The organism is Giesbergeria giesbergeri, assembly GCF_054779375.1.
On the sequence record NZ_BAAGYJ010000002.1, the window covers coordinates 22,480 to 41,197 of the forward strand.

The 18,718-nt window shown below is 56.5% G+C and carries 16 protein-coding genes; all 16 read left to right on the top strand.

What is annotated here, in order from left to right:
• Positions 1-8 precede the first annotated feature (8 nt).
• Complete coding sequence (locus ACYVB2_RS04230; RefSeq protein ID WP_382431182.1) at positions 9-1,661, top strand: terminase large subunit; 1,653 nt, start codon at positions 9-11, stop codon at positions 1,659-1,661.
• Complete coding sequence (locus ACYVB2_RS04235) at positions 1,658-2,917, top strand: phage portal protein (protein WP_382431180.1); 1,260 nt, start codon at positions 1,658-1,660, stop codon at positions 2,915-2,917. Before ACYVB2_RS04230 ends, ACYVB2_RS04235 begins: the two co-directional genes overlap by 4 nt.
• Positions 2,889-3,578 carry an HK97 family phage prohead protease gene (locus ACYVB2_RS04240; RefSeq protein WP_382431178.1) on the top strand — a complete coding sequence of 230 codons (690 nt, stop codon included), beginning with the start codon at positions 2,889-2,891 and terminating at the stop codon, positions 3,576-3,578. Before ACYVB2_RS04235 ends, ACYVB2_RS04240 begins: the two co-directional genes overlap by 29 nt.
• A gap of 68 nt (positions 3,579-3,646) precedes the next feature.
• Complete coding sequence (locus ACYVB2_RS04245; protein ID WP_382431176.1) at positions 3,647-5,107, top strand: phage major capsid protein; 1,461 nt, start codon at positions 3,647-3,649, stop codon at positions 5,105-5,107.
• Positions 5,108-5,121: 14 nt separating this feature from the next.
• On the top strand, positions 5,122-5,511 hold the full coding sequence (locus ACYVB2_RS04250; protein WP_382431174.1) for a hypothetical protein: 390 nt from the start codon (positions 5,122-5,124) through the stop codon (positions 5,509-5,511).
• A gap of 1 nt (position 5,512) precedes the next feature.
• On the top strand, positions 5,513-6,055 hold the full coding sequence (locus tag ACYVB2_RS04255) for a hypothetical protein (protein WP_382431172.1): 543 nt from the start codon (positions 5,513-5,515) through the stop codon (positions 6,053-6,055).
• The gene (locus ACYVB2_RS04260; RefSeq protein WP_460535438.1) at positions 6,052-6,381 is read left to right on the top strand and encodes a phage head closure protein; all 330 of its coding nucleotides are present in this window, start codon (positions 6,052-6,054) and stop codon (positions 6,379-6,381) included. Before ACYVB2_RS04255 ends, ACYVB2_RS04260 begins: the two co-directional genes overlap by 4 nt.
• Complete coding sequence (locus ACYVB2_RS04265) at positions 6,378-6,956, top strand: HK97 gp10 family phage protein (RefSeq protein WP_382431168.1); 579 nt, start codon at positions 6,378-6,380, stop codon at positions 6,954-6,956. The genes ACYVB2_RS04260 and ACYVB2_RS04265 overlap by 4 nt, the downstream gene beginning before the upstream one ends.
• Positions 6,953-7,306, top strand: coding sequence for a tail completion protein gp17 (gene gp17 / locus ACYVB2_RS04270; RefSeq protein WP_382431166.1), 354 nt, complete (start codon positions 6,953-6,955; stop codon positions 7,304-7,306). The genes ACYVB2_RS04265 and gp17 overlap by 4 nt, the downstream gene beginning before the upstream one ends.
• Before the next feature lie 94 nt (positions 7,307-7,400).
• Complete coding sequence (locus tag ACYVB2_RS04275) at positions 7,401-8,054, top strand: phage tail tube protein (RefSeq protein ID WP_382431164.1); 654 nt, start codon at positions 7,401-7,403, stop codon at positions 8,052-8,054.
• Between the two features lie 81 nt (positions 8,055-8,135).
• Positions 8,136-8,579, top strand: coding sequence for a phage tail assembly chaperone (locus ACYVB2_RS04280; protein ID WP_382431162.1), 444 nt, complete (start codon positions 8,136-8,138; stop codon positions 8,577-8,579).
• A gap of 53 nt (positions 8,580-8,632) precedes the next feature.
• Positions 8,633-8,887: a DUF1799 domain-containing protein gene (locus ACYVB2_RS04285; protein ID WP_382431160.1), complete on the top strand. Its 255-nt coding sequence runs from the start codon at positions 8,633-8,635 to the stop codon at positions 8,885-8,887.
• A gap of 54 nt (positions 8,888-8,941) precedes the next feature.
• The gene (locus ACYVB2_RS04290) at positions 8,942-16,039 is read left to right on the top strand and encodes a coiled-coil domain-containing protein (RefSeq protein ID WP_382431158.1); all 7,098 of its coding nucleotides are present in this window, start codon (positions 8,942-8,944) and stop codon (positions 16,037-16,039) included.
• A 9-nt stretch (positions 16,040-16,048) separates the two neighbouring features.
• Positions 16,049-16,951, top strand: coding sequence for a hypothetical protein (locus ACYVB2_RS04295; RefSeq protein ID WP_382431156.1), 903 nt, complete (start codon positions 16,049-16,051; stop codon positions 16,949-16,951).
• Complete coding sequence (locus tag ACYVB2_RS04300; RefSeq protein WP_382431154.1) at positions 16,921-18,186, top strand: glycine-rich domain-containing protein; 1,266 nt, start codon at positions 16,921-16,923, stop codon at positions 18,184-18,186. The genes ACYVB2_RS04295 and ACYVB2_RS04300 overlap by 31 nt, the downstream gene beginning before the upstream one ends.
• The gene (locus ACYVB2_RS04305) at positions 18,186-18,716 is read left to right on the top strand and encodes a hypothetical protein (protein WP_382431152.1); all 531 of its coding nucleotides are present in this window, start codon (positions 18,186-18,188) and stop codon (positions 18,714-18,716) included. The genes ACYVB2_RS04300 and ACYVB2_RS04305 overlap by 1 nt, the downstream gene beginning before the upstream one ends.
• The last annotated feature ends 2 nt before the right edge of the window (positions 18,717-18,718 follow it).

The window sequence follows — 18,718 nt, forward strand, 5'->3', positions numbered from 1 at the left end:
GGACATTGATGCAATGGACAACTGCGTGCCCTGATTGGGCAAACCGATTGGTGCGAGAGCAGTCCATCATCCCGGCCCCAATCTTTCCCGACCATGCCGAACAGGCTTTGGGCATCTTCAAGGAGTTGAGGGTTGTTGATCTTCCGGGAAAACCCACATTTGGCGAGTGCTCCAAGCAGTGGGTGTTCGACTTTGTGCGAGCGATCTTCGGGGGCTACGATGTAGAGACTGGCAAGCAGTTGATCCGGGAGTATGGCCTGCTGATCAGCAAGAAGAACACCAAATCGACCATCGCAGCGGGGATCATGCTCACGGCGCTGATCCTCTGTTGGCGTGCTGAAGAGGAGCACCTGATCTTGGCACCCACCAAGGAGGTGGCAGATAACTCGTTCAAGCCAGCGGCCAGCATGATCCGTGCTGATGAGGAGTTGTCCGATCTGTTCCACATTCAGGATCACATTCGCACCATCACCCACCGAGTAAACCGCAACAGCCTAAAAGTGGTGGCGGCAGACACTGATACGGTGTCCGGGAAAAAAGCTGGCAAGGTGCTGGTGGATGAACTCTGGCTCTTTGGCAAACGCGCCAACGCAGAGGCCATGTTTCTTGAGGCCCTAGGGGGCCAGATTTCACGGGATGAAGGGTGGGTCATCTACCTGACGACCCAATCCGACGATCCGCCAGCTGGCGTATTCAAGGATCGCCTCAACTACTGGCGCGATGTGCGTGATGGCAAGGTCACTGACCTCAAGACGCTGGGCATTTTGTACGAGTTCCCACGGCAGATGCTGAAAACCAAAGGCTATCTGAACCCTGAAAACTTCTACATCACGAACCCGAACATCGGGCGGTCTGTCAGTGCGGAGTGGCTGGAAGATCAGCTCAGGAAGAATCTGTCAAAAACAGATGGAACCTCCCAACAGTTCTTGGCCAAGCACCTGAACGTCGAGATTGGGCTCGGCCTGCGCAGTGATCGCTGGGCTGGCGCTGACTTCTGGGAGGGGGCTGTGGAGCGGGTCACTCTGTCTGAACTGCTTGGCCGCAGCGAGGTAGTCACCGTAGGGGTTGACGGCGGTGGCCTAGATGACTTGTTGGGCTTGGCCTTGGTCGGACGCTGCAAAGACACAGGGGGCTGGTTGGCATGGTGCCGAGCATGGGCACATCCCAGTGTGCTTGAGCGGCGCAAGGAAATTGCCCCCCGGTTGCAAGACTTCGCCAAGGACGGGGACTTAGTGCTTGTGAATCAAATCGGGGATGACGTAGAGGAATTGGCATCCATCGTAGCCAGTGTCGAGGATTGTGGTCTGCTGAATATGGTGGGGGTAGACCCCGCCGGGGTTGGTGGTGTGCTGGAGGCGCTGATGGCGGCTGGCGTGCCCCAAGAAAAGATCATCGGCATCAGCCAAGGTTGGAAGTTGGGCGGGGCCATCAAGACCACTGAGCGCAAGCTGGCTGAGGGCGTTCTCAGGCACGGCGGCCAGCCGATGATGGCGTGGTGTGTCAGCAATGCAAAGGTCGAGCCCAAGGGCAACGCCATCCTCATCACAAAACAGGCCAGCGGGACGGCGAAGATTGACCCGCTGATGGCACTTTTCAATGCTGTGCAGTTGATGAGCCTCAATCCTGCTGCGCAGGGCGGATCATTCTGGGAGGACTCATGAAATTCTGGCCGTTTAGCCGCAAGTCAGGCCATGACGGGGCTGTCGATAATTCGCTGGACTTGTTCCGCAAGCTCTTTGGATGGATGGCTACGAAGAGTGGGATGTCGGTCAGCCACAAAACATCTTTGGAGGTTACCGCAGTTCTGGCCTGTGTCAGGGTGCTGGCCGAAGGGGTGGCCCAAGTGCCACTGAAGGTGTTTAAAACGAAAACGGTTGGCGAAGGCATGGACGAAGCCAAGAAACATCCGCTCTATCGTGTGCTGTACCGAAAGCCCAATGGCTGGATGACCAGCTTTGAGATGCGCGAGATGATGACCATGCACTGCGCACTGACGGGCAATGCCTATGCGTTCGTCAACCGGCTGCGGGGTGAGGTGCGGGAGTTGATTCCTATCAAAATGGGTTGTGTCACGGTAGAGCAGCAGGACAATTACTCGCTGGTGTATCGAGTCACAGCACCTAACGGTGAATCCAGACCTTTTCCTCCAGAAGCTATTTGGCATTGGCGTGGGCCAAGTTGGGATGGTGTCGTGGGTATGGACATTATCAATCTGGCCCGTGAGGCCATTGGGCTGGCGATGTCCACAGAAGAGTCTCATGCCCGGATGCAGCGCAACGGTGCGGCCATTGGTGGGGTCTACTCTGTAGAGGGCACGCTCAATAAGCAGCAGTATGAAGACCTGCGCAAATGGCTTGCCAAGAATTTTGACGGCATCGAAAACGTTGGCAAGACCAAGTTGCTCGACCGCAGCGCCAAGTTTTATCCGTCCACGATGACCGGGATGGATGCCCAGCTGCTGGAAACGCGCCGTCACCAGATCGAAGAGATATGCCGGGCCATGCGGGTGATGCCAATCATGGTGGGGTACTCCGATAAAGCGGCCACCTATGCCAGTGCTGAGCAAATGTTCTTGGCTCATGTGGTGCATACGTTGTCGCCCTGGTATGAGCGAATAGAGCAGTCTGCGGATTGCAATTTGCTCACAGATAAAGAGCTGGACGAGGGGTACTACATCAAGTTCAACGCAGCTGGCCTGATGCGCGGGTCTCACAAAGACCGGAGCGAATACTTCGCCAAGGCACTCGGAGCTGGAGGTTCTCCCGCTTGGATGACCCCAGACGAGGTGCGGGGGCTGGAAGAACTCAATCCAAAGGGCGGAGCGGCAGCAGAACTGCCTAAACCCACCAATGTTGGCGGTAGTGCTGCCACTCCTAAGGAAAAAATCAATGGAAAACCTGATTTGCAGCCTGCGTGAACTCAAATTCACAGCTTCAGACGAAAAGACGATGAGTTTTTCTGGCTACGGCGCGGTGTTTGGCAACGTGGACAGCTATGGCGATGTGATTGAGCCGGGCGCATTTTCCAAATTTCTGGCGGATGTGAAGTCTGGGGCCCAGCCGTGGCCAGCATTGCTGTCGCAGCACGGCGGCTGGCAGATGAGCGCCGAAGATTTGACCCCTATCGGCGTATGGACGGACTTGGCTGAGGATGGCCATGGACTGAAATTGTCGGGTGAATTGGCAGACATACCGCGTGGCCGGGATATGTACACGCTCATGAAGATGAGCCCGCGCCCAGCCATTGATGGCATGTCGATTGGCTACGTCGCCAAAGAATGGGAACCACGCAGCAAGCCTGAAGACCCGAAACGGCGTCTCAAGCGCATTGATCTCATTGAAATTTCTCTGGTCACTCGACCTGCAAATGGCAAGGCCCGTGTGTCCTCTGTCAAAGGCGAGATGACCGAACGCGACTTCGAACGATTGCTCACGCAGGGTGCTGGGCTGTCACGAAGCGAGGCTCAGGTGGTTATCAACCAGGGCTTTAAGAGCCTCATGGCTATGCGGGACGCTGGCGGTGAGTTGGCCGAGCTGGTTCAGGCCATCAAGGCCCGCGAGCAGCATCTACCACGCTGACCCCAACGTATCCATCCCCAACAGGGCCGCCACTAAGGCGGCTTTTTCATTTCTGAAAGGTAAACCCCGTGAAACTCACTCGTAAAAATCTGACACTTGGCCTCTTGGTTGGCATCGCTGTGCTCGCTGTATTGGCGTTGATGGGGCATCCCATGATTGACCCCGCAGCCTTGGCTGGCATCGGCATGGTGCCTATGGCAATGTCCGGCGAAATCAGCAGTGTGGTGGAAATCAAAAAGCTGATCGAAGACCAAGGCAAGGCTTGGGAGGAGTTCAAGAAGACCAATGATGAGCTGATCCAAGCCAAGGCCGATGGCAAGGCAGTAGCAGATCTGGAAACCAAGCTGGCCAAAATCAGCAAGGACATGGATCAACTGGCCCAGCTGAAATCCGAGTTTGATAAGCTGATGCTGGAACTGCAGCGCCCCGGTGCTGGCGGCAAAAAAGACAAAACCGACCTTGAGGCCGAGTGCAAAAGCTGGAATGCCATGCTACGCGCCGATTTCCAGTCCAAAGGCCGCCCTATCCCTGCTGAAATCTCGGTGGATGCGTACACCCAGTACAAGAGCGCATTTTTCAGCTTGGTGCGCCACGGCGACATCGAGCGCCTGACTGCTGATGAACGCAAGGCCATGTCTGCTGGCTCTGACCCTGACGGCGGCTATCTCCTCCCTGCCCCCACGGTGGGCCGCATGATCCAGAAGGTGCAAGAGCAGTCCCTGATGCGCCAACTCGCCACGGTGCAAACCATCAGCACCGATGCGGTCGAGGGCGTTGTGGATAACGACGAAGCGGATGCTGGCTGGGTATCTGAAATGGGCACCCGCAACGATACCGATACACCGCAAGTTGGTAAGTACCGCATCGAAGCGCATGAGATGTATGCCCAGCCCAAGGTCACGCAAAAGCTGATCGACGATGCTGCCACCGACATCGAGGCGTGGCTGGCCAACAAGGTGGGTACTAAATTTGCGCGGGTGGAAGGGGCGGCATTCTGGACGGGTGATGGCGTTGGTAAGCCACGCGGCTTGGCCGCTTACTCCACGGCGGCAACTGGTGACGATACGCGCCCATGGGGCACCTTCCAGCACATCATCACTGGGGCCAATAGCGATTTCCACACCACCAAGCTCGATCCCATTCAGGATCTGCAAGGTGCTTTCAAGGATCAGTACCTGCAAAACGCCCAGTTCGTTATGCGCCGTGAGGTGCGCACCAAAATGCGCAAGCTCAAAGGCTCTGATGACCGCTACTTGTGGGAGCCGTCCGTCCAAGCGGGTCAGCCAGATCGTCTTAATGGTTACCCAGTACGCATTGACCAATTCATGCCCGCATTGGCCGATGGTTCTCTGTCCCTAGCGTTTGGCGACTTCCGTGAGGCTTACCTCATCGTTGATCGCATTGGGGTTCGCACCCTGCGTGACCCGTACACCGCCAAGCCCTACGTTCGCTTCTACAGCACGCGGCGCACCGGTGGCGGTGCTATTAATTTTGAAGCCGTGAAGTTCCTGAAATTCGCTGCTGCCTAAGCCAAGGAAAAGCCATGTCTGATTTGAAAAGCTCTATTGCAACCGTGCTGGCGCTGGCCCCTGCTGTGCAATCTGCCTCGAAGGCGGATGCACCTATCGTAGACCTGCAAGGCGCAGGCTCTGCTACTGTGGTGATCAATACCGGGGCTATCGTTGGCGATGGTCTGTTTGTTGTCAAACTGGTGCATGGCAACGCTGCTGATCTGGCTGACGGCGTGGACGTAGCTGCGGACGACCTGCTGGGGGCATTCCCCGCATCGCTGGCCGCCGATACCGCCTATGCCGTGGGCTACCGTGGCAATAAACGCTATGTTCGCATGGTGATCACCAAGACCAGCGGCACTTCGGTAGCCGCTGGCGCTGTGCTGATCAAAGGCCATTTGTCTCTGTCGGGCAGCGTCTGACATGCTGCTGACCACAACCGTCACTGAACTGGGTCAGGAGCCTGTCACTGTCGATGAGGTGAAGGTCAGCGCCCGGATTGATAACGACATCACTGAGCTGGATGGTCACATCGCTACGTTGATCAAATCCGCCCGGCTAGTGGCCGAACATGAGTGTGAGCGGCTGTTCTTGCCATGCACGATGCGCCTAGGCTACGACGACTGGCCTACGGATATCTGGCCGCTACAGCTAGTCACTGAACTGGTGAAGGTTGAAACCTTGGATCTGGCGACTGGGTGGGCCGAAATGCCCGATTGGACGCTGGAGCGTGATGCGAACGGTACAACCAGAATCGTCTATGGTGGTGGCGCCTTGCCACCGCTACTGAAAGTGCCTGGTGTGCGTGTGCGGGTAACGGTGAATGTGGGCTGTCCAGAGAATGTCCGTGCATACATCATTGCTATGGTCTGCCACCAACTCACCAGTGCAGCTACATCGGGTAAGCCCAGTAACCCTCCTGCATATCTTTCTGGCCTGCTGGATCGTGAAAGACGATGGCTATGAACCGTGGTCAACGCAATCATCGAATCACTATCCAGCACCGAATTGACAGCAAAGACAACTGGGGCACACCACTGCCGCAGGCTTGGGAAGATGTGGTGAAGGTCTGGGCGGAGGTTGTCCATCAATCCGGTATCAGTGCCATTCGAGCTGGCGCTGAAACATCGACTGTGCGTGCATCCATCAGGATCGGCTGGCGTACAGGAATCACTGCGGGTATGCGTGCGCTTTACGCTGATCAAGCGTATGACATTGAGGCTGTGCTGCCTGACGCGACACGTCGGCACGTTGATCTCGTGTGCAAACTCATCGTAGGGCCGAAACCATGACAAAGAAGAAACTCACTGGTGCCAATACATTCAGTATGAAGGCTGATATGGGGGATTTGCAGGCCCTCATGAGCCAACTGCAAGAGGATGTCGCTCAGGCAGTCCGTCCAGCAGCACAGGCAGCAGCCCAAGTCTATCGGGATCACATGCTTGCTAACGTGCGGGCTATTGGTAAACAAAAAGGCAACCTTGAGTCGGCAATCTACCAAAAATACAGCCGTGAGCATTCACGCGAAGGTAAACGTGCCCAATACAACGTGTCTTGGAACCACAAAAAGGCCCCGCATGGTCACTGGCTGGAATACGGCTGGATACAACGGTATGAGGTGCGTCTGATCAATGGCCGCTGGAAGACCTTAGTACGACCCAATATGCGGGGTAAGCCTAAGCCTGGACGCCATGCAAGCCAAGCCGAAAAAGATGCCTACTATATGCCTCGCAAAGGCGGCCCCAAACAACACTTGGGGCGAGCTTTTGCCCGTCGTGCTGCAAGTAGTGCCACGCAGCCTGCAATGCAGGCCGCTGTTGATGAGCTGCATAGCCGCTTGGGTCGTAAGGAAAGATCGCAACGATGAGCCTAGAAGCCGACATGGTTGCTGTGTTGCACATCTGCTGCCCCCGTGTGACCGTAGGTGCTGCCCCCGTAGATACCGAGGTGCCCTATGTCACATGGCAGCACGTTGGCGGGCAGTCTCTGCGCTATCTGGACAACGCCGCAGCATCCACACGCAGCCCTGAAATCCAAATCAATGCGTGGGCGGCCACTCCCATGCAGGCGTTTGAACTGATCCAGCAGATCGAGGAGGCTCTTTGCGCTGCTCCAGCACTCGTTACCACAGTGCATGGGGAGCCCATATTGGCTTACGACGATGCTGATGTGGCCAGCGGGTATTTACAGACGTTCACCGTCTGTGGTGCCCGGTAGCCACAACACCACCGCTACCAGCGGTTTTTTTGCCCGTAGGGGCACCACCGACCCGCCAACACGGCGGGTTTTTCGTTTCTGAAAGGACTACACCATGGCTTCTCTCCCAGGTGGCAGCAAAATCGCTCTTGCCACTGAGTTCTCGGTCAAAAAGGCTGTGACCACTATCTCGAATGCTACCGAGGCCGTTTGCAGTTGTGACACCCACGGCCTGCAAGCGGGCGACATCATCATGCTGTACAGCGGCTGGGGCCGTATCGACAACAAACCATTCCGCGTCAAGGCTGTGACAGCTGACACTTTCACGCTGGAGGGTCAGCACGCCAACACTAGCGATACCAAGCAATTCTCTGCCGGTGGCGGTGCAGGTGCATTTGCCAAGGCAAACACTTGGGTCGATGTGCTGAAGATTCTGAAAGTGAACACCTCCGGCGGTGACGCGAAGAAATCCACGTTCCGCTACCTTGACTCTGAAAACGAGCTGGAAATCAACGACGGTTTCAGTGCTGTTTCGCGGCAGTTGGACGTTGATGCTGACGCCCTCGAAACAGCGGGCTACGCCGCATTGGTGAGCCTGACCGCCAGTGGTGCCGACACCATCCAGCGCGTCACGCTGAAAAACGGTGCGACAAGCTATCTGGCTTGCACCGTGGCCTTCAATGAAGAAGTCAAGATGCAAGACGGCCAAGTCAATGCAGTGAGTGCCGTGTTCTCTGGCAAATCCCGCTCCACCCGCTACGCCTCCTGATCGCCCCCCTACCGATGCTGCCACGGCAATCCCGCTGTGCGCAGCTATTTCCCATTTCTCTCCCGTTTTTGAAAGATCAACATGACTACCACCGCTAAAAAGAAGCCTGCTGCATTCATTTTGGGCAAGCGCCCCGAAACCATCCCAGCGACTGTGCAACTGACCCTGCCCACCGGCGAGATCCACGCCATTGAATGCAAGTTCAAATACCGCACGCGCACCGAATTTGGTCAGCTCTGGGACTCGCTGAGCAAGCCCAAGCCCCAAGCGCCTGCCCCTGATGCTGGTCAAGATCAACAGGAACAGCCTGTGGCCCCGCCAGAACAGGTCACTTTTACGGCAGCTCTCGACGACGCCAATCGCATCAATGTGGATCACACGTTGCAGTTCTTGGCTGGCTGGAATCTCGAATATGACTTGACCCCTGAAAACCTCGGTCAACTGTTTGACGAAGTCCCAGCGGCGGCCTCTGAGCTGTTTGAAGCGTATCGCGCCGCCATGGTGCATGGCCGCTTGGGAAACTAAGCGCCGCTGCGGTTGCATTTTTCCGGCCTAGCCCAGAGGTTGCAGAGGGTTTTATGCCAGAGGACTACTGGGAAGACTCGGTAGAGGTTTGGCCGGAAAACTGGCCTGTGCTGCATCTTTTTGTAGGTATGCAGACGCAGTGGAACTGGGCAGTGGGCTTTGGCGGTGGGGGGCGTGTAGGCCTGCGCTATGAGGCCCTGTATCCGCAGCTAGATCGCCTGACCGGAGGCGATCAATCGGAATGGGATGTGCTGTTTGCAGATGTGCAGCACATGGAGATGGCGGTGCTAAACCAACCCCGTTCTTAGCGCCGCAATGTGTTTTCGGCCCGCTGATGCGGGCTTTTCTTTTGGGCTCCAGTTATGTCTCAAGATCGTAAATTCGGTATTGCTATTACTGCAGAGGATCAAGCCAGTGGCACTATCCAGAATGTGCAGTCCAATGCTGAAATCATGGCCGCGAAGGTGGAGCAATCCGGCACCAAAGCAGCAGCTGGCCTCAATCGCATCGGAGACGCTGCGGACAAAGTCACTGATGCTCTGGCTGCTACTGGCAAGGAGGCCAGCCAGACGGCTGGTAGCCTAGGTGGCCTAGGAACTGGTGCCGATGCAGCCAGCCAGGGCGTAGAGCGTGCATCTCGCAACATGATTGCAGCCATCCAGCGGGCTACGGCAGAGCTGGAGGCGGGCAAAAAAGGCACCGCCAACTATTTTGAAGCCATCGCACGCCAGCGTGGGGTTGGCAGCGATGTGCTGGAGCCATATCTGGCCCAGTTGCGCAAAGCGGAGGATGCACACAAGGCCGTGGCCCGCAGCACGCAAAACACTGGGGCATCTGCCGCACAAATGGCGGCTGAGGTTACGCGCAACTTAGGTGGAATTGATCAATCCAGTATTGCCACTGCTGCCCACATGGATCGGTTGAGCTTGTCGCTGGGTGGTGTCGTTGCTGCTGGCGCTGGCCTTGGTGTGGTGACCAAGCTGATTGGCGGTATTGCCGACGCTGTAACCAAGCTGCCACGCGAGGGCTTCAACTTTGCCAAGGATCTGGAAGTGTCCGCAGTGGGCATGGCCGGGGTTATTGGCTCTGTGGCAACTCTTGGTGGTGAGCAGGTCAAATACAACCAAGCTCTGTCTATTTCCAAGGACATGATCCTCAAGCTCAACGACGATGCGTTGCGCACGGCTGCGAGTAGCAAGGAATTGGTCTCTACTTTTCAGGCGCTGCTGGCCCCCGGCTTGGCAGCGGGTATGGGGCTAGAACAGATCCGCGAACTGACAGTGGTGGGGGCCAATGCCGTCAAGTCGATGGGGCTGGGGTCAAACCAACTGGTACAAGAACTGCGCGATCTCGTGGCTGGGGGCATCACTGCATCCAGTTCTACGCTGGCAACGGCATTGGGCCTGAAAGATGAAGATATTTCCAAGGCCAAAGCAAGTTCAGAAGGCCTGTTTGCATTTTTGATCGACAAGCTCAAGGGATTTGAGGCCTCTTCTGAGGCATACGGCCAAACGCTACAAGGAAAGCTGGATCAACTTCAAGAGGGTGCTATCCGTGTTGCTGCCGCTGGCATGGATCCACTCACAGCTGCAATCGGTACAGCAGCTGGAGAGATGTCTGGGTTGTTCGTGACAATTGACGAGTCGAAGAACATCCAGATCAACCCACAACTGGTAGCAGGCTTGCAGGACATCTCCAGCAGCGTTGTTGCTGGAGCAGGCGTCATGAAAACGGGTATCACCACGCTGTGGGAATACCGCGATGCCATCCAACTCATGGTTGCTGCATGGGCTGCATACAAGGTGGGCAGCATTGCGTCCGACTTGGCTACCACAGCATCGGCCATCATCACAAAAACAGAGGCATCTCGCCTTGCCGCAGTGCAATCTGCTGCTGAAGCGGCTGCCAATGAAACGGTTGTTATGACCTCCCGGCAGAAAACCGTGGCCTATATTGCTGAGTTGGAAGCCAATGTCGCCCGCACGGGCGCTATGGCCGCAGCGACCGCTACGTCACTGGGAAGTACTGCTGCTACTGAGGCTCATGCCGTTGCTGTCCGCCAATTGGCCGCCGCTCAAGATGCAGCAAGCTCTTCTGGACGAACGATGAGCGCGGTAATGGGGGCATTGGGCGGCACTGTAGGTATCACCGTTGCCGCCATTGCTGGATTGGTAATGTGGTATCGGAGTGCCGCTGGTGCCGCAGACGATGCCGCTGCATCAGCTATGCGCTACAAGCGTGCGATGGATGCTGGGTTTGATGGGAAGCGGGTGGAGGCTGGGGATATTGCTGCCATGCAAGCCTACGCGCAAAAGTTGCGTGAGGTGCGCGATAGTTCTATTTTGGCTGGTGGGGCTATTCGCACCTACTACAACGCGCAAGGCGAGCTGACATATGGCAAAGCTAGCGAACTGAATATTGCACTTGCCAATGTAGAAGCGGATATTGACAAGCTCCAAAAATCGAATGCTGGGCTTGCTACCAGTACAACCACTTTGGGGCAAAGCGCAGAATCCGCTGAGAACGCATGGAAAAAGCTCACTGAGCACGCCAAGACTGCCACCAACATCCAAAACAAGTACAAGGAATCTCTAGAGGCATCTCAACGGGCTTTCAAGACTCTGGAGAAAGAGACCCAAAACAGTACAAAACTCACTGAAGACCAAAAGACAGACAAGCTCAATAAGGCCGTCCAAGCCCAAGCCGAGTATGAAAAGGCGATTGCGAAAGAGCGTGATGAAGCCATCAAGCACCTGGCCGACAAAGGTTCTGCCGCCGCCGCCAAACGCCAGCAAACTGCCGACAATGAACTGGCCCAGCTCAAGGCCCGTCTGGACTCGGTGCGGGACATAGGCCGCCAGCTCACAGCGCAGTTGCAAGCAGAAGGCACTGGTGTGCCCTATCAAAAACAGACGGAGGGCGAACGCGAGGCAGCAAAATTCACTGGGTTGGCCAATGCACAGCGCGACAAAAAAGTTGCGACACTGTATTTGGAAAAAGCTGCTCTGGCCCAACAGCGCGGGGAACAAGAAAAAGCCAATAAGGTCATGGAAGACGCGATTGCTGTCCAGCAAAAGCAAGTCGCTTCCATTCAGCAGCGCATCCAGTCGTTGATCAAGGAGGCCGAGAATCTTGAGGCTGCTAATGCGGTCTATGGCAAGTCTGAAGCTGCCATTGAAGCCCTGAATGCGCAACGTGCCCAAGATGCAGTGGGCATTGCGATGAGTCTCGGTGACTCCCAGCAACTTATCGACCAACTCACTGAGGAATGGAAGGCCACAGTCAGGCTGAACGCAGCCAAAGCCGAAAGTCGGTACAAGAAATCAGATGAAGCCTTGGATGCGGGCATTGTGACTGCCAAGGCCCAAGCTGCGCTCTATGAGGATGAATACCGATTGATCGGCCTGAGTGCTGTAGAGCGGGCCAAGATCGTGGCTTTGCGCAAAGTCGAGGTAGATCTCGCGAAAGAGCTGGACAAGATTAATCGCTCTGGATTCGATGATAAGAAAAAGGCTGAACAACGAGCAAAGGCAGAAGAAAAGGCGGAGATTGAGCGCAGCACGGCAGTCAACAAAGTGCTGCAAGACGATTTCTTCCGCACCAGTGGTCAAATTGAAACGTCCTTAACCGACGCATTGATGCGAGGGTTTGGGCGCGGCGAGTCTTTTGCCCAAAGTCTTGCTGACGAAGCTGAGCGTGTTTTTGAGTCGATGGTGCTGCAGCCCACTTTTGCCGCTGCATCTAGGCCAGTGGCTGGGGCCATTACGAATGCCATCGGGTCGTTTGGCAACCCAGCAACTGGTCAGGCCGGTAGTGGTATTTTGGGATCAGTGGCATCTAGCGCCATCGGTACGGCCATAACCAGCGGCTTTGCAGAGGTAGCTGCGGGCTATAGCGGGGCAACCATTGCAGCCAGTATGGTCGGCCCCAGCGCAACGGCCGTCACCGGGTTATCCGGCCTTGGTTCATCGTTGGCAGCCATTCCTGGGTGGGGTTGGGCATTAGCCGGTGTCGGCGCCCTATTAGCTGGCGGTATTGGCCGCTCTATCGGTGAAGTTCACAGCGGTGGCATCTACTCGACCAGCAGCCCTGCCAACATGGACACGGCCATGCGCGTCACGCAGAACGACAGTGCGGCTGCTCGTGACCTTGTTGATCGTGCGAATGAAGCCATTAGCAAGCCACTCGAGAAAGTTGGCCAGGGGCTTGTCAAGACGTTTGACGACCTGGCCAAGATGCTCGGCACAGCCAGTGACCAGTTCGACCTGACGCTTGGTTTTGCTGCGGATTTGAGCGGCAAGAGCAAAGACAAGAGCGCATTTGGCTACTTTGACCTGATCGACAAAGCCACTGGCGACACGCTGGCCAGCTACAAAAACCGCAATCTGGGCGAGAACAGCAGCGAGGCGATGACCAAGCTGACCAATGACGCCAGCCGGGCCATGCTGGACGCGCTTGCCAAGGCCAACATTCCGGCATGGGCAGAGCACGCGCTGGAAAAACTGGCGGGTCTTGACGGCTTGGATGCACTTGCCCAGTTTGCCGCTTGGCCCAAGACGCTGCTCACCCAGTTTGGGGCTGACCGCGACAGCTTGGTGCAGAAATTCGCTGAGGGCCTTGCAACGACTGACGCGGCCACCGCAGGCCAGAACGTGGCGCTCTCGCTGGTTTCCAGCATTGAGCAAACCGTAATGACCGCCGGTGCTGGCCAGATTTTCGATACCGTCAACGTGGGCATCATCACCCCCATGCTAGATGCCCTAGCCACGGGTGCCAGCGTGTCTGAGGCACTGTCGCAATCAAGCATTGACGCTGTGGTGCAAAAGGCCACGGCGCAGGCTCAGGCGCTCAATGCGATTTTCACGAACGTGGATTTCAAGGCGGCGCTGGATCAGATCAAAACCACGGTGGGCTCAGCTTTGGGCAGTGCTGGTGCGGCGATGGACTACCAGCCCACATACTGGAAGCCCGATGTCAACAAAGCAAAGGAGGAGCAGCAAAGCGCAGCAGAGAAAGCCGCAGAAGACCTTGCAAAACGAATCAAAGACGCCCTAGATGGCCTCAAAACCGATGGCCTGAGTCTACAAATTGAGCTGCTGCGCGCCCAAGGCAATGACACTGCCGCTGCCCTGATGGAGCTGAACAAGGCCACCGAGGGCTGGGATGCCGCAAATCGGGAGCTGTACAGTCTGCAATTGGCGCAAAACAATGCGCTCAAAGAGCAGATCCGCGCCCAGCAGAACCTCAACGCCCTGCGCAGCGATGCAGCTGCGCTGGCGATTGACCTACTGCGCGCACAGGGCAACGAATCTGCGGCGCTACGGGCAGAACGCGAGTTGGCAATCAAGGGTTGGACTGACCTCGAAATTGCCCAGTACGACGTCAACGCCGCTACCCGTGCCCAAATTCAGGCCACCACGGACCTCAAAACGGCGATGGAGGCGCTGGTGGGCACGGCGGACAGCCTAGCCGAAAAATTCTTGACGCCAGAGGCGTTAGGCCAGTACCGTGTGCAGCGCATTACTGACCAGCTCAACAATCCGGCGCTGGGTATCGGTGTTGATTTCAGTGCGAAAGTTCTGGATTCGATTGGCGTTGAAGACATCAAAACCGCCGTGCTGGCCTTTGTGCAGTCGGATGCGGGGCCACAGGCCAAGAACGCGGTTTTGCAGTTTGGGGGCAGCCTCATTGATCTCAAACTGCAAGCACAGGCCGCTGCGGATGCCGTGGCAGCCACACGCACGGGGGCCGACATCAAGCTGCTCCAAGCCCAAGGCAAGGAGCAAGAGGCGCTGGTGTTGCAGCGTGAGCTGGACATCCGTGGCATGACCGCTGCACAGGTGGCCGTCTACGACTATGCCCGCGCCATCGACCAGCAAATCACGGCGATGCAAGAGGCCACGGCAGTGGCGGCTACCCGCACTGGGGCCGACATCAAGTTGCTGCAGGCCCAAGGGGATGCGCAAGGGGCGTTGGCACTGCAACGTGAGCTGGACATCCACGGCATGACAGCGGCGCAAGTGGCGGCCTATGACTACGCCCATGCCATTGATGCCCAAGTCGCAGCCATGCAGCAGCGCCAAGGCTTGGAGCAGTCCATCGCGCAAGCCTTGGGCCAAACGGCCCTTCTGCGTGAGCGTGAGCTGGCAGCACTGGATGCCAGTAACCGGCCACTGCAAATGCGGTTGTACGCCCTCACGGACGCGGCCACTGCGATGGATGCGGCCATGTCGGGGGTGCAACGGGCTGTCGATGCTGACAAAAACCAGATCAGCAAAGCTGCTGCGGCGCAGATTGAGGCGCTGCGCACAGGCATGGATGCGGGGGCCAAAGCGATTACGGAGGCCCAAGGGCAGGTCAACACGCTGACGGGACTGTTTGGCACCATTACGGACGCGGTCAAGAGCCTGCGCGGTGGTGTCAATGCAGAGGCGGATTTGCTACAGGCCCGCAGCTATATCGACATGTCGCTCTCGCTGGCCAAAGCGGGCACGCTGCCTGATGCTGCAAAGCTGCGGGATGCGATCAGTGCTGTCAGCAAAGACAACATGGATGGCTATGCCACCGTGGCAGATTTTGAGTTCGCGCAACTCGTGCAAGCGGGCAGGTTGGACGAATTGGGCAGCCTAGTCGATGCACAGAAATCTGTGCAGGAACTGCAGCTCGATAGCCTGACCAATGCCAACAAGTTGGCCCAAGACCAGATCAGTGCGATTGAGAAAGCCCGCGATGCACAGCTGGCTGCACTGGACGAGCAGCTCAAATCGGCCCAAGATCAGGTCAGCGTTGCTAAAGGTATCGACATCAGCGTGCACTCAGTTGCAGCCGCTATGGGGTCACTCAATGCGTCCATTGCTGGGTTGACGGCAGCCCGTGCTGCTGCATCCTCGGCCATGCCCAGTGCCAGCGGGGCAGGAGGTGGAACGACGGGTAGCTACACAGATTCGGGTGCTATCGCAGACCATAAAAATTTTGCAATTCCCGCTTCATTGTTAGAACACGCAAGCAATGTGACGGGCGATCTCACACCAGTGCATGAATACGCAGTTGCACATGGATTGACCAGTGCAGATGTTGCTGCAGTTGCACAGCAACTGGGGTACTCCAATACAGACACCAGCGACATTTTGGCCTGGGCTGCTTCTAACGGGCTGCCTGCGTTTGTTGCTGGTGGCCATCACGTAGGGGGCTTGCGGCTGGTGGGTGAACGAGGGCCAGAAATCGAGGCCACCGGCCCGGCTCGCTACTGGTCTGCACTGGATACCCAGCAGATATTGGGCGGTGCTGGCAACAGCGCCCGGCTAGAGCAGCTCTTTGAGCAGCTTTTGGCACGAATTGAAAGGCTGGAACAGCAGGGGGACGATGCCAAAGTGGCCCGTGCTGAGCTACTCAAGCTCTGGGATCAGGTCACGGAGGGCGGCAACGCTATGCGTGCCGACATTGTGGCCACATCTGTTTGAGGATTTTTGATGGCTTACTACATTGATCCGATAGAGACAACGGAGGCTCAACTCTTGTCTGGGCCTGCGGAAGACCCGACCCCAGCCTGGACGGCTGCAACCTACGCTGTAGGCGAGGAAAGGCACGTTGCAGCGGCACACCGGGTCTATCGCTGTGCTGTTGCAGGTGACAAGACGATCAGCCCAGAAGCTGACCCAACTGGCTGGAATGATATGAGGCCGACACAACGCTGGGCTCCATTCGACGTGTACACCTCGACCGCCATTACGGCTACCACCGACATCACCTACCAGCTCAAAAGTCGGTTTGTGAATGCTGTGGTGCTGTACGGACTGCGAGGCAAAACGGTCACGCTGACGATTACGGCCAATGGTGTCGTGCTCTACAGCAAAACCGTGCGCTTGCAATATCCGGCGCGCGGCTACTGGGACTACGGCTACGGCCAGCGTCGCAGCCGTACATCGCTGATTTTCACGGGCTTGCCAATCCACAAGGATGCGGAAATCAGCGTCACGGTTGCCGCCAGCGGCACCAGTACACGGGCCATAGGCATGCTGATACGTGGCAAGTTGACCGCCCTGCACGGCCGTGGTGGTTTTGGCGGCACGCAGACAGACGCAATGGTAGACCCCCGCAGTTTCACGTACAGAAAAACTGAAGCCGACGGCACCTACAAGATCGTTCCGCGCGGCAGCGCGAAGAACCTGTCGTTCACCGTACTGATGGAGCGATCCCAAGCGGATCGATGTGTACAAGAGCTAGAGCTTTTATTGAACCGGCCTGTGTGCTGGATTTTGAGCCTAAAGCCCGGTTTTACCGGGCTTTGTGCTTTTGGCTTCGCAACGAAATCCCCCCTGCGCTATCGCTATGAAACGGCGATATGCGACTTAACCGTGGAAGGAAATATTTGATGGCAACTGCACCAATCTCAATTGGCCCTGCACCTGTGGTGCCGGATGCAAGCAAAGCAGAAGCGGATTTTGATGCCGACTATGAGGAGCGCATGAGATGGGAAGGGGAGGTGATGGTACCGGGCATCAATGCACTAGCCACCAACGTCTACACCAATGCGCTGGCAGTTGCAGAAGATGCAACCGCTGCACAAGCAGCAGCTGGCCAAGCTGGGCTACATGCCAGTGCGGCTGGAACTGCTGCTGTAGAGGCGATAAATAGTGCCTCTGCTGCTGCTGTATCAGCAGCAGAGGCTAGATATGTAACACGCCTGTACTTGGGCCCGCTGAATTCAGACCCGGCGACTGGCTCCGGTGGAGCTCCACTTGTTGACGGGAATTGGTACATTAACTTAGTCTCTGGATTCATTCGCTGTTATACCAATTCTGCTGGTTGGGTACACGGAGTTACAGGAGTATCTGGCGTTAGTACAGTTAACGGGCAGACTGGCAATGTAACAACCGTCACCAGCATTAATGGATTGACTGGGTTAGTAATAGCACCAACTCAGGCAGAGGCAGAAGCGGGCATAGAAAACACTAAGCCGATGACATCGCTTCGCACGTCTCAGGCAATTGCGAAGTCAATCACCGGAAGCCTATTGCGAATTACTGTAATTACAGCCAGTAGCACATGGACAAGAGGCCAAGGCACAAAAAAGGTGCGTATTCGGCTTGTTGGTGGTGGAGGCGCTGGTGGGGGTGTTGGGGGCGCTAGTGGAACGATTGGTGGTAGTGGAGCGGGAGCTGGTTATGCAGAAACTCTGTTAGATGTTTCTGCAATATCTACAGTCGCTGTAATTATTGGGGCGGGCGGTGCTGCTACGGCGACTGACGGCGGCAATGGTGGAACTACATCATTTGGTTCGTATTGCGCAGCTACGGGAGGAATGGGGGGATTGCAAGCCAATGGAGGAGGACTTTCTGGCTCTGTCGGTGGATATGGAACTATCGGACAAATTCTGATTGGAGGCGAACCGGGAATGACAAACGGCAGTAGCACATATCCAGTAAACAGCAGCTTTCCTGGCGGGAATTCTCTTCTGGGTTTTGGTGGTGCTCCAAATCGTAATGGAGCAGGTTTAGCACCAGCGTATGGTTATGGTGGTGGAGGTAGTGGTGCCCACTCACTTGGTAATGGTGCCAGCGGTGGGCCGGGCAAATCGGGGGTTTGTATAGTCGAGGAGTATGCATAATGCGCTACGCTATCGTTAATAATGGATTTGTTGTTAATGTTGTCGAATCAGATGAATTTCATGCCGCTGAATGCAGATGGATTCCATCGGGCACAGCGTCAATTGGCGACATTTACGATGGTAGTAAATTTACAAAGCCTACCAAATCAGTGCTGTTTGCTGACTTAGTAGAAGCAGCTCGTGCAGCACTATTTAATGAGTACAACGCTCGTGTTCAAACCTTGGCCTCAGGGTACTCACAATACGAACGCGAAAGCTGGCCCATACAGACCGCAGAAGCCACCGCCTATACCACCGACCCCCAAGCTGTGACGCCGTGGCTGGATGCAGCCAGCGCAGCCCGTGGTATCGACAAAGCTGAACTGGCGGCCCGTGTGCTCACAATGGATACGGCATATCGGCAGATCCACGGCGCGCTCACCGGGCACCGGCAGAAGCTGTGGGATCAGATTGCTGTGGCGCAGACGGCTGAGGACATTGCGGCTATTGATGTGACTGTGGGCTGGCCAGCATTAAAGCGCAGCTTTTGACT

Excerpts from the sequence above, each read along its gene's own strand:
- ACYVB2_RS04230 (WP_382431182.1), top strand. The coding sequence starts at position 9 with ATGCAATGGACAACTGCGTGCCCTGATTGGGCAAACCGATTGGTGCGA.
- ACYVB2_RS04235 (WP_382431180.1), top strand. The coding sequence starts at position 1,658 with ATGAAATTCTGGCCGTTTAGCCGCAAGTCAGGCCATGACGGGGCTGTC.
- ACYVB2_RS04240 (WP_382431178.1), top strand. The coding sequence starts at position 2,889 with ATGGAAAACCTGATTTGCAGCCTGCGTGAACTCAAATTCACAGCTTCA.
- ACYVB2_RS04250 (WP_382431174.1), top strand. The coding sequence starts at position 5,122 with ATGTCTGATTTGAAAAGCTCTATTGCAACCGTGCTGGCGCTGGCCCCT.
- ACYVB2_RS04255 (WP_382431172.1), top strand. The coding sequence starts at position 5,513 with ATGCTGCTGACCACAACCGTCACTGAACTGGGTCAGGAGCCTGTCACT.
- ACYVB2_RS04260 (WP_460535438.1), top strand. The coding sequence starts at position 6,052 with ATGAACCGTGGTCAACGCAATCATCGAATCACTATCCAGCACCGAATT.
- ACYVB2_RS04265 (WP_382431168.1), top strand. The coding sequence starts at position 6,378 with ATGACAAAGAAGAAACTCACTGGTGCCAATACATTCAGTATGAAGGCT.
- gp17 (WP_382431166.1), top strand. The coding sequence starts at position 6,953 with ATGAGCCTAGAAGCCGACATGGTTGCTGTGTTGCACATCTGCTGCCCC.
- ACYVB2_RS04275 (WP_382431164.1), top strand. The coding sequence starts at position 7,401 with ATGGCTTCTCTCCCAGGTGGCAGCAAAATCGCTCTTGCCACTGAGTTC.
- ACYVB2_RS04280 (WP_382431162.1), top strand. The coding sequence starts at position 8,136 with ATGACTACCACCGCTAAAAAGAAGCCTGCTGCATTCATTTTGGGCAAG.
- ACYVB2_RS04285 (WP_382431160.1), top strand. The coding sequence starts at position 8,633 with ATGCCAGAGGACTACTGGGAAGACTCGGTAGAGGTTTGGCCGGAAAAC.
- ACYVB2_RS04290 (WP_382431158.1), top strand. The coding sequence starts at position 8,942 with ATGTCTCAAGATCGTAAATTCGGTATTGCTATTACTGCAGAGGATCAA.
- ACYVB2_RS04295 (WP_382431156.1), top strand. The coding sequence starts at position 16,049 with ATGGCTTACTACATTGATCCGATAGAGACAACGGAGGCTCAACTCTTG.
- ACYVB2_RS04300 (WP_382431154.1), top strand. The coding sequence starts at position 16,921 with ATGCGACTTAACCGTGGAAGGAAATATTTGATGGCAACTGCACCAATC.
- ACYVB2_RS04305 (WP_382431152.1), top strand. The coding sequence starts at position 18,186 with ATGCGCTACGCTATCGTTAATAATGGATTTGTTGTTAATGTTGTCGAA.